We start from the raw sequence: 16,092 nt of genomic DNA on the forward strand, positions 1-16,092 counted from the left end.
CCTTAGCCTAGTTCAATGAACAGAAGTTTTCGTTAAATAAATCGTTAAAGAAAATACTTAAAGCGTGCATTATTTAGGCTAATTATCCACTCTATTTCTAATGCGCTTTTTTTATCATTAAGTATAGGAATAAATAGCGTAAGTAACTCAAAGAATAGCATCAATTAGTTAACAATTAGCAGTGGTTATTTGAAGAGTAGCACTAAATAACAGACTTTAAGAAACTACTCGTCAATTTTTGATTATTGTTATTACTGTATTTATTAAAACTGAGACTATCTGTAAGAAATTAATCTTCTTTTTCCAACAAAGTCCGTAAACCCGCCGCTTTATTTTCGATTTCAATCCACTCTTGTGAAGGATCAGAGCCTGCAACCACACCAGCACCTGCATACAAAGTCAGTGTATCATCATGTAATTCACCACAGCGCAAACTAACTGCAAATTCTGCATGAGGAAGCGATAAATAGCCCGCAGAACCTGCATACCAACGACGTTCGAAAGGTTCATGTTTTCGAATAAAAGCGCGTGCGATACTTCTTGGTAATCCACACACCGCTGCAGTTGGCTGTAAGCGTTTTAAGCAATCGGTATCATCAGAGTTAATTAATTTACCGTGAATATAACGACGAAGATGTTGCACTTTACGCAATCGGATCACGTCGGCAGGCGAAACATCAATTCCTTCTACACCACCTTGTAATCGTTGGCAAATATCATCAACAACCACTAAGTTTTCATGCTGATTTTTCTTATCGTTGATCAGCCAGTTTGCAAATTCTGTTGCTTGCTGTTCATTGTCAGCGCTCGCCACTGTACCCGCTAATGCTTCGGTATAAAGCATTAATTCATCGCGTTTGTATAACCTTTCAGGCGAAGAGCCCATAAATGCATCTGACGGTGAAAAGGCCAACATATAATGATAACAATGATGGTTAACATCCCGACTTGCTTTCATAAATTGAATAGCTTTAAGCGGACTATCCAACATTAAGCATGTTGCTCTTGCTGGCACCACTTTCTCAAATGAACCTTGACGAATTTCATCTAACGCAATATTAAGATAGTGGCGCCATTGCTCTTGTGTTAAAGAGTGATTAACACGAGTAACAGAAACCGACAGAGGTTCAATCTCCAGTGCTTCATTTAATGTTTGCAAAAAATCTAAGGTCTCTTTTATATCACCTTCATCAAGCAGATTTAAATGAACAGAAAGATGTTGCTGGTGGCGTCTAATTTCAATTCGAGGTAAGAAAAGGTAGGCATCATCCCCTTTTATTTCATCTATACGACCAGGAAGAATGGTATCCCACGCATTTAACCCCCAAATACGCACATCATCAATATGGGCATCAGTCTGGTGCATAGCCAAAAACTGGTGTGCTTCTTGAATATGGTTAAAACAACATAATTGTCCACATGCCGCGACTTCTTCATGCTCATCACGATGTTGCCAATAAAATTGGGGATAATAGACCTGTGCAGCAAGCCATGAGAGCAACGAAAATGAAACCTCTGATGGCAAGGTGACTTTCAAATGTAAAAGATTACCTTGTGCTGTCAGATTTATTTTTTTAACTTTTTCGTACAGTGTCGAAAACACAGGATTAACCTTTTCCACTCCAAATACCCACAACTAATTAAAAGGGAGATTATACGTCTCTATACAAATTATCAAAGGGCTGATTAATTATAACCTTTGTCATTTATCAAAGTTTTGCATTTTTCATGTTACAAAGTAGGAAGCATTAATCTGTAGGCCTTAAAGAGAAAACCAATCCTTCTAAAATAATGCCGTAAAAACAAAAAACATTATACATAAGAGAGGTTATATGGATACAACCATCTTTAAACACGTAGATAAGATTATTGAAATGCCAGATGTGCCTAAAGTTGCACTTGGTTTAATATTAGGAGTTGATATCCAAGATGGTCGATTACCTGGCATTGTGACATCTCGTGATTTAATTAAGATAAAATCTTATATTAATAAAGTACTTTCCTTTCCTTACAAATTAGAAGATGTTATTAGTTTTATTGGCTACCATGAAATAAGCATACAACAGCTCTCATCTGAACATATTTTATCTCTTTTTGTTAGAATGCGCGAACATGCCTTTGAATGGAATAAGATAGAATATGCAATAAAACAACAGGCTATTGATTTGGAAATTATTGGTAGAGAGATCACTTCTACGGGTGAAAATATTATTTCATTTATTAGTCAAATGCCATTATTAGTTAAAATATCAACAACGCTACGTGATCTTTCTGATCAAGAATTAGTTAACATTCGCTATTCACCTCAAGATGAACTGGTTGCAACTCAACTAATTCATATATTAGAAAGTATGAAGCAAGATATTGAAGCCGAACGAGATAAAACACTTAAAATAAAAGACAGCTTATCAACATTTAGAAGTAAAATTATTGGAGGAAAAGATAATCAAAATGTTTCCCATCACTCTATTTATCATGAAGTCATTAATAAAAAGAGATTAATTAATGAGTTTTACAATAACAACAACATCTCACTTACGGAGGAGCGAGATTTACTGATTGAGGATATTGCAATATTAAAAGAAGAATATAAGAACTATGTTGGCCTCGCCTTTACAGGCCTTGCTGCGGGTATTATTGGTGTTATTATTACAGGCGGTATTTTTGGCGCAAAAGCAGAAAAAATACGAAAAAAAAGAAATGAATTAATCGAAAGAGTAAAAATTCTCAATAAAGACATAGACATCTATACAGGTCTATCCTTACATTTAAACTCCCTTTATATTGAATTAGAGGAAATCGAACAACTCATTGAAGATACTAATATGGCATTAGAACATATTGAATATGTATGGCAAGCCATATTAACTGAAATTGAAGCCTCAATTACTAATTTTAATAAAATTAACAATGCATTAGAACTGATTAAATTTAGTATTTATCTCGAAAAAATCATCTCACCTTGGTATATGGTTATTGGCTATTCTAAGGAGATTTTGCTTTCTTTTGATGAGGCACTCTCTTCTTTTTATTCATCAAATTAACAAAAGGATCTTGTTATGAATAATCATAAAAAAAATTCAACATTAGAATCCATATTCAAACATAATGAATTATTCCATGCCTATCGAAATATTCTTCACTTAAGCAATAATAAGTGCTATATGAATGAAGAATTTGATAACGAATTAACAATTTTTATAGAAAGAAACAATAAAAATATAGAGAATATAATTTATTTTTCACTTGTATTAAAAAGCCGATTAAGACAAAAATTACTTAATGATGTTTTTAAAACAATTAACGAAATTGACAATGAGATAAAAAAAGATTTACTCAATAAAGATTTAAAAAAAAGATTAGAAGAAGAGAAAGAAGAAATATTAGCAATATTTTTTAATGAAATTGATGAAACAAAAAATATTATTAATGAACATAATTTATTCCTCTCAACTGAAATACAACAACTAAAAATGCAATTTATTAGTGATAAAATAGCTCCTTTTATCAATGATAATAAAAGAATAATTAATACGTTAATAAAAGAAATTTCAGCGCTAGAGTACACTGCCGAAAAAACCAAAAAAGAGCTGAATATTATACGTGAAAGTGAAGAAATCTTAAACAAACGTAGTTTTTTCGATCTTTTCAAAAATTCAATTCCGTTAAAATCAGAAATTGAAAGCCTCAACATTGAAGCAAAAGAAAAAAACACATTATCATTATTAGTGGAAATTCTTAATAGCCTATTTTCTGCATTAGATTATGGTTTTTCTTATACTAAAATTGTTGAAACTCGTCATCAACTCACGTCGCTCTATCTAGATCAAATTAAACAACTCAATCAATTAAAAAACAAAAAGAAAAATACACTATTCACCTTGAAACATTATTATAAATTAGTAGATATTGATTATTTTCTACAAAAATTCATTGAACAATTAGAACTATTAAATAAATTTTGGAATGATCTCAATGTACAGTTTAGTCTTTTGAAAAATGATATTTTATTAACAGAAGATATCATTATTCCTATTTTCTCGTTTTTAGATGACTTTGCTTTATATTATGGCGACACAGAGAAAAGAAGATAAAAGTTAAATGCGTAAAAAAACGGCTCTATTAAAGAGCCGTTTTATGCTTTGAATCTTCAATTATGACGATTAGTTTACAGCAGGTGCAATAATCGCAAAATTCGTTAATTCGATAAGGGGTTGTGGCCACACACCTAAAGCAATAACAATAATTGCACAAATTAGTGCAACAAATGTTGCCATGTTTTGTGATGTTGTCGAAATTGCAGGGGTGTTGTCATTGTCTGGTTTACGCAAGAAAACAATGGCAGCAGCACGTAGGTAATAGAATAAACCTATCGCACTTCCTAACACGACCATACCTGTTAACCACCATAAGCTTGAGTTAATACCCGCCATAATGACATACAGTTTACCTATGAAACCTAAGGTAATGGGTACACCCGCCAGTGATAACATCATCAGTGACATCACAATAGCAACAACAGGACGGCGCCAGAATAATCCACGATAATCTTCTAATGAATCCATTTCGCTTTCACGATAAGGACTCGAAGCAACCGCGATTGCACCAAATGCTCCTAAGCTTGCAAATAAGTAACCTGCTAAATAAATCTCAGCAGTTTCTTGTGCCAATATAGGGCTGTATTGTAATACGATCAATGCCACTAACAGATAACCAAGATGTGATACTGAAGAGTAACCCAGTAAGCGCTTCACGCTCTTTTGCGTTAATGCCATGATGTTACCAAACAAGATAGAAGCAATTGCCATGAAACCTAAAATCATACGCAAGGTTTCACTATCTGCTGCGGGTGCTTCAAGGAATAAACGCATCACAACCGCAAAAATACCAATCTTACTTGCGGTAGCTAAGAATGCTCCCGTTGGTGCTGGCGCACCTTGGTAAACATCCGGAGTCCACAGTTGGAATGGGAATAACGATAATTTAAACCCAATTCCCACTAACATCATACCTAAACCTGCAAGCACTAACGGTTTATGAATATTGCTATCATTTAGGCTTTGGCCCATTGCAGTAAAGGAAAGATTGCCGGCTTCTGCGTATAAAAGCGCCATACCAAACAGTAAGAAAGAAGACGCTGCCGCAGAAAGCAGCATGTATTTAATACCCGCTTCCAGTGATGGACGTTGTTGGAACGCATAACCGATAAGACCAAACAGTGGTAATGTCAGTAATTCAATTCCAATAAACATCGATGCAAAATGGTGAGCAGAAGAGAGTAAAATCCCGCCCACTACTGCGATCGAAATCAGCAAGTAAAATTCTTCTTTATTATCTTGGTAACCTTCTAACCAAGGATAAGCAAAAGCGATAGTACCAATACCCGAAAGAATAACTAGCGCTGTAAAGAAGCTAGAATATCCATCAACATGGTAAAGCGTGGTCACATCCACTACGCCAAGTGCATTAACGTAATAGAGTGATCCCAACGCAATAATGAAACCCGTTGCTGTCAAAGTGGCAATGGTAAAATGATCGCGTCGCCACGCAATGGACAGCATCACAACCACCACCGTCAATCCGACGATTAATAGCGGTAGCATTGCGATCAATTGTTCAGGAGTTATTGTCATGGCGAATTACGGCCTTACTGTTGAAATAGAAGCGGAATACCAAGTCTGGAGATTTTCCATCGCTGATGCTGATGTGTCTAATACAGGTTGAGGGAAGAAGCCCAAAATAACCAGTAAAACCACCAATGTGATCAGGATAATAAACTCTCTCAGATCCAGCCCTTTATAGGTTCTTTCAGCTGTTTTCGGCGAACCATAGTAAGCTTGTTGCATCATCCACAGTGCGTAGACAGAAGCAAAAACTAAACCAAAGACCGAAATAATCGTAATCAGCTTAAAGTTGCCATAAGTACCAAACAGGATCATAAACTCACCAACAAAGTTACCTGTTCCGGGCATACCTAAAGAGGCAACCGCAAAGAACAGTGAAAATGCAGGTAAGAAACGGATGCTTTTCCACAGTCCGCCCATTTGATTCATATCGCGTGTACCTAAACGCTCATACAGCATGCCACACATGATAAATAGACCTGCTGCTGACAAACCGTTGGTGATCATTTGAATAATCGCACCTTGGTAAGCCAATACAGAGCCAGCATAAATCGCAATCACGATAAAGCCCATGTGAGAAATACTACTATAAGCCGCAAGGCGTTTAATATCTGTCTGACGGAAGGCTAACAGTGCTGCGTAGAATACCGTAATTAGCCCTAACCACATTGCCACAGGAGCCAGTAATGCAGATGCCTCAGGGAATAATGGTAAGTTAAAACGCAATAGACCATAAGCGGCTGTTTTAAGCAAAATACCCGATAAATCGACTGAACCTGCGGTAGGTGCTTCTGCGTGCGCATCAGCTAACCAGCCGTGGACAGGAACAATTGGCATTTTCACCGCAAAAGCAGCAAAGAAACCTAACATCAGGATAAATTGCAGTTCAGAACCTAATACCGTATGAGCTTGCAATAAAGTGTCATAGTTAAACGTCCAAATACCTGTTTCACGGTAGAAAGCCACCGCTAAACCGATAATGGCCAGCAACATTAACAGGCCACTTGCCTGTGTATAGATAAAGAATTTTGTTGCCGCACTAACGTGTTGTTTATCACTACTTCCTTTGTGTCCCCATAAAGAAATCAGGAAATACATTGGGATCAACATCATTTCCCAGAAGAAGAAGAATAAGAACAAGTCAGTCGCTAAGAATACGCCCATTACACCCGCTAAGATCCACAGCAGGTTAAAATGGAAAGCGCCTTGTGATGGCTGATTTTCGCTCCACGAAGAGAGCACCGCTAAAATACCTAAAATCGCGGTTAATACTGTCATCAGTAATGACATGCCATCAAGTGCAAACTGGATATTAATCCCTAAAGCTGGGATCCACGGTTCAAAGAAAAACTCTGTCCACCGAGGTGCTCCATCCGCACTGATTAGTTGATAATCGCCCTGCAACCAGAGTTGCACAGAAATAACGAGTGTTAATCCCATCGTCAGCAACGCAACCCAGCGAGGGACTTGCGAGCCGATTCGTTCAGCCTGCCAACTTAGCAGGCCACCGATGAAGGGAATAAGTATTAGCCAGGGTAATAACATGGCGCAATGTGTCCCTTAATTAAACCAGAAGCAGCAGAGCGATGACCAGCACTGCACCTAAACCGAGAGAAGCCGCATACCAACGTGCTAATCCATTTTCACTGAAACTTAATCCTTTATTGGCGCCTTTAAGCAGACAACCGAATAAATTAAAGAATTGGTTAACAGGATCATTTTGGATAAGCCACGCCGCCCCTTTATAAGGTTTGACAAACAGCACTTCATACAGCGCATCGAATCCCCAAGCATGTAACCACCATGTTGAGAAGAAACGACCTGTACGAGTATTGGCAACTTTAGAAACACATTGACGCTGTTTCAAATATAGCCATGCTGCAATGGCAACGCCTACTATCGCGACCACACCAGAAAGTATTTCTAACACATACTTACCATCATGAGATACGTTTCCTTCAGGGAAAACGGCACCTAACGGTTGAGTAATTAATGCACCGATGAACGTCGATAACAGTGCTAATACCGCTAATGGGAAAGTATGTGTAAAACCTTTAACTTGGTGTGCTTCGGTTTTGGTTTCACCATGGAATACGATGAAAATCAAACGGAAGGTATAAAGCGACGTAAATAATGCGCCCACTAAACCTGCTAGCATTAAGTTAACATGCCCGTTTGAGTACGCACCCCATAAGATTTCATCTTTACTGAAGAACCCTGCAGTTAACAGTGGTAATGCAGCTAATGCGCCACCACCAATTAAAAAGCATGCATAAACAAATGGGATCTTCTTACGTAGCCCGCCCATCTTAAAGATATTTTGTTCGTGGTGGCAGGCAACAATCACCGAGCCTGCAGATAAGAACAACAATGCTTTAAAGAAAGCGTGGGTCATTAAGTGGAAAATTGCCGCATCCCATGCTTGAGCGCCTAACGCCAAGAACATATAACCAATTTGGCTCATGGTTGAATAAGCAAGAATACGCTTGATATCGGTTTGTACTAAAGCCGCAAAACCGGCTAAAACTAATGTTAGTGCACCAATAATACCGACTAGCTCTAATACTTCTGGTGCCATTAAGAATAGCGCATTGCTACGTGCTACTAAGTACACACCTGCCGTCACCATGGTCGCAGCATGAATTAATGCTGATACCGGTGTTGGGCCTGCCATTGCATCAGCTAACCAAGTTTGTAATGGAAGCTGTGCTGATTTACCCACTGCACCGCCTAATACCATTAACATTGCCCAGTTAATAACGCTTGAACCTACTGCTAATTGCTCAGGAGCCAGCACTGCCATTTCACGGAAGCTTAATGTCCCTAATTGGTCAAACAGGATAAACATACCGATAGCTAAGAACACATCCCCGACACGCGTTACGATAAATGCTTTCATCGCTGCTGCGCCGTTTGCTGGATTGGTGTAATAGAAACCAATTAACAGGTAACTACATAAACCAACACCTTCCCACCCCATGTACATCAACATCATGTTATCAGCGAGCACTAAGAGAACCATACTTGCGATAAATAAGTTGGTATAAGCAAAGAAGCGTGAATACCCTTCTTCACCACGCATATACCATGATGCGTACATATGAATAAGAAAGCCAACACCGGTAATAACACCGAGCATAGTTAACGACAGACCATCAAGAACCAGCGTAAACGGAATATTGAAATTCCCTGCTGACATCCAGTTCCATAACGTCAGAACGTAAGTTTCTTGCCCATTAGCAAAGAAATCTAAGCCAGCCCAAAGTGTCACTAAGGCTGATAAACCAACCGAACCGGTACCAATCCATGCTGATACGTTTTCAGACCAACGACCGCGTGAGAAAGCGAGCAGTAAAAATCCCAGCAGTGGTAGCAGAAAGGTTAAATAGAGTATATTCATCCGCGCATCTCACTGACTGAATCAATATTGATATTTTGGCGATGTCTATGAAGCTGTAACAACAATGCCAAACCAATACTTGCCTCTGCCGCCGCCAAACTGATAGCCAGAATATACATTATCTGTCCATCGGTTTGACCCCAAAAGCTACCACCAACAACAAATGCCAGTGCAGCCGCATTAATCATAATTTCTAGTCCGATCAACATAAACAACAGGTTGCGGCGAAGTACTAAGCAGGTAAAACCTAACACAAACAGTACCGCAGCCAAGATCAAACCATGTTGAAGAGGTATCATTTTTGCTCCCCTGCGTTTTCGTTTTCGACAAGATCGTCATGGCTCTGATCACGACCAATGTGATAAGCAACAATTAATCCTGACAGCAACAGCACAGATGCTAACTCAACCGCCAGAATATAAGGCCCGAATAAACTAATACCGACCTCTTTCGCACCAATCACGTCTCCAGCAATTTCACCGTGAGTCACACTACTAATGGCATAAATTAATACCGCTAATAGTGTGAGAGATAAAAGTGCAGGCCCAATCCAAAACTTCGGTTGTAGCCACTTTTTCTCTTGATCAACGACGGATTTACCTAAGTTGAGCATCATCACCACGAAAACGAATAACACCATAATGGCGCCAGCGTAAACGATGATTTCTAAAGCACCTGCAAAATAAGCGCCTAGTGAGAAGAAAACCACAGAGAGTGCAATCAATGAAATCACTAAGTACAACAGTGCGTGTACCGGATTGGTATGAGTGATGACTCTCAGTGTTGCAAGGATGGCAATCAGCCCCGCGATGTAAAATGCAAATTCCATGAATATCGCTCCTTACGGTAACAGGCTTTTGACATCGATAGGTTTAGCTTCATCATCCGCTTCACCTTTATCTTTGCCGTTAATCGCCATACCTGTTTTATGGTAAAAGTTATATTCAGGATATTTGCCGGGCCCTGAAATTAACAAATCGTCTTTTTCATAAACCAGATCCTGACGCTTAAACTCACCCATTTCGAAATCAGGCGTTAATTGTAATGCCGTCGTTGGACAAGCTTCTTCACATAAACCGCAGAAGATACAGCGCGAAAAGTTGATGCGGAAAAACTCCGGATACCAACGACCATCTTCATGTTCTGCTTTCTGTAATGAAATACAGCCTACTGGACAGACTGCTGCACACAAGTTACAAGCAACACAGCGCTCTTCACCATCGGGATCGCGCGTCAACACAATACGTCCACGGTAACGTGGTGCAACATTGACAGGTTCTTCCGGGTACATCTGTGTTTCGCGTTTGGCGAAGGCATGTAAGCCTATCATCCAAATGCTTCGTACCTGGGTGCCGAAACCAGTCAATAACTCTTTTAAAGTCATGGTTCAATCACCCCTTATTGAGCGTTGTAAAGTATCACTGCAGCAGTTACCAGCAGATTGATAAGTGTTAACGGTAAGCAAATTTTCCAACCAAAAGACATCACTTGGTCGTAACGCGGACGCGGTAACGATGCACGAATAAGGATAAACATCATCATGAAGAACCCTGTTTTTAGTGCAAACCAAATGAATGATGGTAAGAAAGGTCCTTGCCAACCCCCAAAGAATAACGTCACGATAAGACCAGACACCGCAACGATCCCGATATATTCACCAACAAAGAACAGACCGAATTTCATACCGGAATATTCAATGTGATAACCATCAGCCAGCTCTTGCTCTGCTTCTGGTTGGTCAAATGGATGACGGTGACAAACGGCAACCCCTGCAATCGCAAATGTGATAAAACCAAAGAATTGAGGAATAACGTTCCACACATTGGCTTGTGAGTTCACGATATCAGTCAGGTTAAAAGAGCCTGCTTGAGCAACAACCCCTAAGATAGAGAGTCCTAAAAACACCTCATAACTCACGGTTTGAGCTGATGCGCGCATTGCACCTAATAAAGAATATTTGTTGTTACTTGACCAGCCCGCAAATAACACGGCATAAACCGCAATACCTGCAACCATCAAGAAGAACAAAATACCGATATTTAAGTCAGCGACAACCCACGTTGAGCTAACAGGAACAATGGCAAAAGACAGTAGCAAAGATGAAAACGCAATCACGGGTGCAATCGTAAAGATAAAGCGGTCAGCAAATTTCGGGATCCAGTCCTCTTTAAAGAACATTTTGATCATATCCGCAATGAGCTGAGCTGAACCTGCATAACCGACACGGTTAGGCCCATAACGATTTTGGAATAAGCCCAGTAAACGGCGTTCACCCATACTCATAAAAGCACCACAGGTGACAACAACCAGTAAAATCACCACAGCTTTTAAAACAGTGAGTAAAATCTCGATAACTTCAGGAGATAACCAGCTCATTATGCAATACCCCGCAGTTGACGAACCGATACACCCACCAGCGATGGAGAAATACCCGCCATACCTAACGGCAGGCCTATTTGACCTTGAGTCAGATAAGCACTGATCTTCACAGGTAAGGTGAATTCACGGCCTTCGTAAGTAAACATGGCTTGCTGACCTTGAGTTAATGCCAATGCAGTTGCATCAGATTCACTCAATGTTAAATAAGCAGTTTCCATACGAGATTGGATAACTTCAGCGCGTTGTGATAACTCTTCACTACCAAATAAACGGTAGCAAGGTGCCACAGTCCACTGATTTTTCTGTGCATTAAATGGCGCAGGAATATCAGTAAAGTAGCCTAATGTATTATCACCACATTCAATTAAACGCACACCTGGGTCACCAAAGCGTAAACTGCCACCCACTTCTGCTTGGAATTTATTCCATGCTTGTGGTGAGTTCCAACCTGGCGCCCATGCAAATGGAATTTGCTGGCGTGGTGCTGTTGGGCTGTTATTACCTTCCATTGAGAATGCGAAAGGTGTGTCGATATCTTTTGGTTGACGCTGTTCATGAACAGACACATTCGCCAACATAGAAGTACGACCACTGTAACGATGCGGTTCACGCGCCAGTTTTTGACCACGAATACGGAATGATGCATTCGGTGCGGCATCCACAATGCCTGCAAACTGAGGAAGACGTGCTGCACAATGCTCAATGACACTGTCTAACTGTGTCCAATCCAGCGTTCTTTCATGCCACTGTGAATCAACTGCACTTAACCAACGCCAGCTTTCATGCATCACGATATCTTTATTATAGAAAGACGGTTCGAAAACTTGGAAGTAACGTTGTGCTCGGCCCTCTTGGCTTACCATCGTTCCGTCGCTTTCAGCGAACGAAGACGCAGGAAGAACAAGATGCGCTTTCGCCATAATGTCCGTTTGCTGGTGGTCAATAACAATCAGGTTATCAACTTTCGCAATGGCATCATCAATAATATCGGCATCATAATGGCGATATAAATCGTTTTCCATGACCACAACGGTGCCAGCTTGACCACTGCGCATCATTTTTAATGCATCATCAAGTGGTTGTGCATTCATCATGGCAAGTCCCATGCTGTTTGCATCATCAGCAACGAAAGAAAGTCCCACTTCATTGCCTTTTGCTTTTAATGCAAACGCAATGTTAGCAGCAGCTTTAATAACGTCTTCGCTACCCGCATGGCTACCACTGATAATTAATGGTTTTTTCGCTTGAGAAAGGGCTTGAACAACCATGTCGATATGTTTATTCAATGTTTCATCAATACCATCAACCGCAGGTGCATCACCGTTAATATTATTGGCAATCGCAAACCCTAAACGAGCTTGATCAATAACTGGAGCGCGATAGCTCCACGCAGCAACATCATCAAGACGAGTTTCATCAACATGTGTCACAAACAGTGGGTATTTAGCACGTTGCCCGATATTCATAATCGCCGCAATTTGCCAGTCAGCGACTTTTTGAGCTGCTGCCATTTCGCGTGCTTTACCTTTCACAGCTTGACGTACAGACAATGCCATACGCGCACCCGTTTGTGTTAAGTCTTCGCCTAACACTAACACCGCGTCGTAATCTTCAATTTCACGCAGGGACGGAGTATGAACGCCACCTTTTTGTAAAATATCCAGCATTAACGTCAATCGTTTCTGCTCTGATGCAGAAATGCCGCTATAGAAGTTTTCCGCACCCACAACTTCACGTAACGCAAAGTTACTTTCGATGCTTGCACGTGGTGAACCAATTCCCACAATACGCTGGCTTTTCTTCAGCATATCTGCAGCAGCTTGTATTGCTTGAACCGCATTGATCTCTAACCAGTTACTGCCTAAACGTTTTTTAGGCTGGCGAGGTCTGCTTGATAAATTCACATAACCATAACCAAAACGACCACGGTCACACAGGAAATAGCGGTTCACCGTCCCGTTATAACGGTTTTCGATACGACGTAATTCACCATAACGTTCACCAGGGCTTGTATTACAACCCATGCTACAACCTTGGCAAATACTAGGTGCAAACTGCATATCCCACTTACGGTTATAACGTGATGAGTGTGTTTTATCTGTAAAAACACCCGTCGGACAAATTTCAACCAAGTTACCTGAAAATTCGCTTTCTAATGTACCATCTTCAACGCGTCCAAAGAAAACGTTGTTATGTGCACCAAAGACGCCTAAGTCAGTACCATCAGCATAGTCTTTGTAGTAACGAACACAGCGGTAACAAGCAATACAACGGTTCATTTCGTGAGAAATAAACGGTCCCAGATCTTGGTTTCTATGTGTACGCTTCGTAAAACGATAGCGACGCATAGTGTGACCTGCCATTACCGTCATATCTTGAAGGTGGCAGTTACCGCCTTCTTCACAAACTGGACAGTCATGAGGATGGTTTGTCATATACCATTCAACAACGCTCTCGCGGAATTTCTTCGCTTCTTCGTCATCGATAGAGATAAACGTGCCATCAGCCGCAGGTGTCATACAAGACATCACTAAACGACCGCGGGTATCCTCAGCATTTTGATACTGCTTAACCGCACACTGGCGGCAAGCGCCAACGCTACCAAGCGCTGGGTGCCAGCAAAAATAAGGAATATCTAAGCCTAAATTAAGACAGGCTTCTAACAGGTTATCAGCCCCGTTAACGTCATATTCTTTGCCGTCTACATGAATCGTAGCCATAGTCAGCATGCTTCCCAAAGGCCTGCACAGCAGGCGTTAAACCTAGAATGTGTCGTGAAAAACTACCAGCGGCTTTTCAGCAAGTTAGGCTGAATACCTCTGATTAAGTTGGCATTGGTATAATCTTCTTGAATAATGCCAGCCTCAAATTCTTCACGGAAATATTTAATTGCGCTTTGTAAAGGCTCTACAGCACCCGGTGCATGCGCACAGAATGTGTGTCCTGGACTTAAAGAGCGACATAAATGCTCAAGGGTTTCGATATCACCTGGGCGACCTTTGCCGTTTTCTATTGCACGTAAGATTTCGACACTCCATGGCAAGCCATCACGACAAGGTGTGCACCAGCCACAAGATTCACGCGAAAAGAACTCTTCTAAGTTACGGGTTAATGAAACCATATTAATTTCATTATCAACCGCCATAGCAAGCGCTGTACCTAAACGACTACCCGCTTTAGCAATCGAGCCAAAATCCATCGGCAGATCAAGGTGATCTTCGGTTAAGAAGTCCGTACCTGCACCACCCGGTTGCCATGCTTTCAGTTTAAGTCCATCACGCATTCCTCCCGCATAATCCTCAAGGATTTCACGCGCGGTAGTACCAAACGGTAATTCCCATAAGCCTGGATATTTCACACGGCCTGAGAATCCCATTAATTTGGTTCCTGCATCTGGGCTTTTGCCTTCACTTAAGCCGATATACCAATCTTTGCCGTGCTCAATAATCGGGGGCACATTACACAGTGTTTCAACGTTATTGACACACGTTGGTTTACCCCATAAACCAGATGTAGCAGGGAATGGCGGTTTAGAGCGTGGATTAGCACGACGGCCTTCCAGTGAGTTGATCAGGGCTGTTTCTTCACCACAGATGTAACGACCTGCACCGGTATGAACGAACAGTTCAAAATCAACACCAGAACCGAAGATGTTTTTACCAAGAAAGCCGGCTGCTTTTGCTTCTTCAATTGCATGACGTAAATGCTTCGCTGCTTCGATATATTCGCCACGAAGGAAAATATAGCCACGGTAAGCTTTCAGTGCGTGAGCGCCGATAATCATCCCTTCAATTAACAGATGTGGAAGTTCTTCCATTAAAAGACGGTCTTTATATGTCCCCGGCTCCATTTCATCTGCATTACAAAGAATATAGCGGACGTTCATGCTTTCATCTTTAGGCATCAAGCTCCATTTCAAGCCTGTTGAGAATCCAGCACCACCACGACCTTTTAAGCCAGCATCTTTCACTTCCGTTGTCACCTCAGTCGGTGACATAGTTTTCAATGCTTTTTCTGCCGCTTTATAACCGTTTTTAGCACGGTATTCATCCAGCCATACAGGCTGACGATCATCACGTAAACGCCACGTTAGCGGGTGCGTTTCTGCGCTACGAATGATCGGTTTTGCTCCTGAAATTGCTGTCATGGATACTGCTCCAGTAACGTTTCAATCTCTTCAGGTTTAACAAAGCTGTGAGTATCGTCATCTACCATCATGGTAGGACCTTTATCACAATTACCTAAACAACAGGTTGGCAGTAACGTAAAGCGACCATCTGGCGTTGTTTGACCAGGGATGATACTAAGATGCTTTTCAATTGCTGCCTGAATGCCTTGGTAACCTGTAATATGACAAACCACGCTGTCACAAAAACGAATAATGTGACGACCTACGGGTTGACGGAAAATTTGGCTATAGAACGTCGCAACGCCTTCAACATCGCTTGCGGGGATCCCCAAAACATCAGCAATCGCATAGATTGCCCCGTCTTCGACCCAACCACGGCTCTTTTGCACAATTTTCAGTGCTTCGATAGACGCTGCTCGCGGATCTTCATAGTGATGTTTTTCTTGTTCAATTTCAGCACGTTCTTCTTCAGTTAACACAAACGTCGCTTTCTTTGAATGTGTGACATCAACAATTTCAATCTGCACAGCATCATCTTTTTGGTTTAATTCATTTTGCAT

General features: G+C 40.8%; 13 protein-coding genes. 2 read left to right on the forward strand and 11 right to left on the reverse strand.

From position 1 onward, the window contains the following. Window positions 1–289: 289 nt before the first annotated feature. The gene (locus INT04_RS10860) at window positions 290–1,621 is read right to left on the reverse strand and encodes an isochorismate synthase (protein WP_193016153.1); all 1,332 of its coding nucleotides are present in this window, start codon (window positions 1,619–1,621) and stop codon (window positions 290–292) included. Window positions 1,622–1,832: 211 nt separating this feature from the next. Here INT04_RS10860 and INT04_RS10865 point away from each other — a divergent pair, with 211 nt between their 5' ends. After that, window positions 1,833–3,044 carry an alpha-xenorhabdolysin family binary toxin subunit A gene (locus INT04_RS10865; RefSeq protein WP_193016154.1) on the forward strand — a complete coding sequence of 404 codons (1,212 nt, stop codon included), beginning with the start codon at window positions 1,833–1,835 and terminating at the stop codon, window positions 3,042–3,044. Window positions 3,045–3,059: 15 nt separating this feature from the next. After that, a complete protein-coding gene (locus tag INT04_RS10870; RefSeq protein WP_193016155.1) occupies window positions 3,060–4,094 on the forward strand; it encodes an alpha-xenorhabdolysin family binary toxin subunit B in 1,035 nt (344 codons plus the stop codon). 69 nt (window positions 4,095–4,163) lie between these two features. On the opposite strand, the gene nuoN is transcribed toward INT04_RS10870, so the two are convergent. The 10 genes from nuoN to nuoE all read right to left on the reverse strand — a co-directional run bounded on the left by nuoN (window position 4,164) and on the right by nuoE (window position 16,092). After that, window positions 4,164–5,633 (reverse strand): NADH-quinone oxidoreductase subunit NuoN, encoded by a 1,470-nt coding sequence (gene nuoN / locus INT04_RS10875; RefSeq protein ID WP_193016156.1) that lies wholly within the window; start codon window positions 5,631–5,633, stop codon window positions 4,164–4,166. Between the two features lie 6 nt (window positions 5,634–5,639). Beyond that, window positions 5,640–7,169, reverse strand: coding sequence for an NADH-quinone oxidoreductase subunit M (gene nuoM / locus INT04_RS10880; RefSeq protein ID WP_193016157.1), 1,530 nt, complete (start codon window positions 7,167–7,169; stop codon window positions 5,640–5,642). A 19-nt stretch (window positions 7,170–7,188) separates the two neighbouring features. Beyond that, entirely contained in the window at window positions 7,189–9,024 is a 1,836-nt protein-coding gene (nuoL, locus tag INT04_RS10885) for an NADH-quinone oxidoreductase subunit L (RefSeq protein ID WP_193016158.1), read from the reverse strand. Further along, window positions 9,021–9,323 carry an NADH-quinone oxidoreductase subunit NuoK gene (gene nuoK / locus INT04_RS10890; RefSeq protein ID WP_193016159.1) on the reverse strand — a complete coding sequence of 101 codons (303 nt, stop codon included), beginning with the start codon at window positions 9,321–9,323 and terminating at the stop codon, window positions 9,021–9,023. Before nuoK ends, nuoL begins: the two co-directional genes overlap by 4 nt. Then, the gene (gene nuoJ, locus INT04_RS10895; RefSeq protein WP_193016160.1) at window positions 9,320–9,853 is read right to left on the reverse strand and encodes an NADH-quinone oxidoreductase subunit J; all 534 of its coding nucleotides are present in this window, start codon (window positions 9,851–9,853) and stop codon (window positions 9,320–9,322) included. Before nuoJ ends, nuoK begins: the two co-directional genes overlap by 4 nt. Window positions 9,854–9,865: 12 nt before the next feature. After that, window positions 9,866–10,408: an NADH-quinone oxidoreductase subunit NuoI gene (gene nuoI, locus INT04_RS10900; protein ID WP_193016161.1), complete on the reverse strand. Its 543-nt coding sequence runs from the start codon at window positions 10,406–10,408 to the stop codon at window positions 9,866–9,868. A gap of 14 nt (window positions 10,409–10,422) precedes the next feature. Further along, on the reverse strand, window positions 10,423–11,400 hold the full coding sequence (gene nuoH, locus INT04_RS10905; protein ID WP_193016162.1) for an NADH-quinone oxidoreductase subunit NuoH: 978 nt from the start codon (window positions 11,398–11,400) through the stop codon (window positions 10,423–10,425). Continuing rightward, a complete protein-coding gene (gene nuoG, locus INT04_RS10910; protein WP_193016163.1) occupies window positions 11,400–14,123 on the reverse strand; it encodes an NADH-quinone oxidoreductase subunit NuoG in 2,724 nt (907 codons plus the stop codon). The genes nuoH and nuoG overlap by 1 nt, the downstream gene beginning before the upstream one ends. 62 nt (window positions 14,124–14,185) lie before the next feature. After that, window positions 14,186–15,550, reverse strand: coding sequence for an NADH-quinone oxidoreductase subunit NuoF (gene nuoF, locus INT04_RS10915; protein ID WP_193016164.1), 1,365 nt, complete (start codon window positions 15,548–15,550; stop codon window positions 14,186–14,188). Then, a complete protein-coding gene (gene nuoE / locus INT04_RS10920) occupies window positions 15,547–16,092 on the reverse strand; it encodes an NADH-quinone oxidoreductase subunit NuoE (RefSeq protein ID WP_193016165.1) in 546 nt (181 codons plus the stop codon). The genes nuoF and nuoE overlap by 4 nt, the downstream gene beginning before the upstream one ends.

This window comes from Proteus sp. FME41 (genome assembly GCF_014897315.1).
In the GTDB taxonomy this organism is placed as follows: Bacteria; Pseudomonadota; Gammaproteobacteria; order Enterobacterales; family Enterobacteriaceae; genus Proteus.

Coding starts and splice junctions, on each gene's coding strand:
- INT04_RS10865 (WP_193016154.1), top strand. CDS start 1,833: ATGGATACAACCATCTTTAAACACGTAGATAAGATTATTGAAATGCCA.
- INT04_RS10870 (WP_193016155.1), top strand. CDS start 3,060: ATGAATAATCATAAAAAAAATTCAACATTAGAATCCATATTCAAACAT.
- nuoN (WP_193016156.1), bottom strand. CDS start 5,633: ATGACAATAACTCCTGAACAATTGATCGCAATGCTACCGCTATTAATC.
- nuoM (WP_193016157.1), bottom strand. CDS start 7,169: ATGTTATTACCCTGGCTAATACTTATTCCCTTCATCGGTGGCCTGCTA.
- nuoL (WP_193016158.1), bottom strand. CDS start 9,024: ATGAATATACTCTATTTAACCTTTCTGCTACCACTGCTGGGATTTTTA.
- nuoK (WP_193016159.1), bottom strand. CDS start 9,323: ATGATACCTCTTCAACATGGTTTGATCTTGGCTGCGGTACTGTTTGTG.
- nuoJ (WP_193016160.1), bottom strand. CDS start 9,853: ATGGAATTTGCATTTTACATCGCGGGGCTGATTGCCATCCTTGCAACA.
- nuoI (WP_193016161.1), bottom strand. CDS start 10,408: ATGACTTTAAAAGAGTTATTGACTGGTTTCGGCACCCAGGTACGAAGC.
- nuoH (WP_193016162.1), bottom strand. CDS start 11,400: ATGAGCTGGTTATCTCCTGAAGTTATCGAGATTTTACTCACTGTTTTA.
- nuoG (WP_193016163.1), bottom strand. CDS start 14,123: ATGGCTACGATTCATGTAGACGGCAAAGAATATGACGTTAACGGGGCT.
- nuoF (WP_193016164.1), bottom strand. CDS start 15,550: ATGACAGCAATTTCAGGAGCAAAACCGATCATTCGTAGCGCAGAAACG.
- nuoE (WP_193016165.1), bottom strand. CDS start 16,092: ATGCAAAATGAATTAAACCAAAAAGATGATGCTGTGCAGATTGAAATT.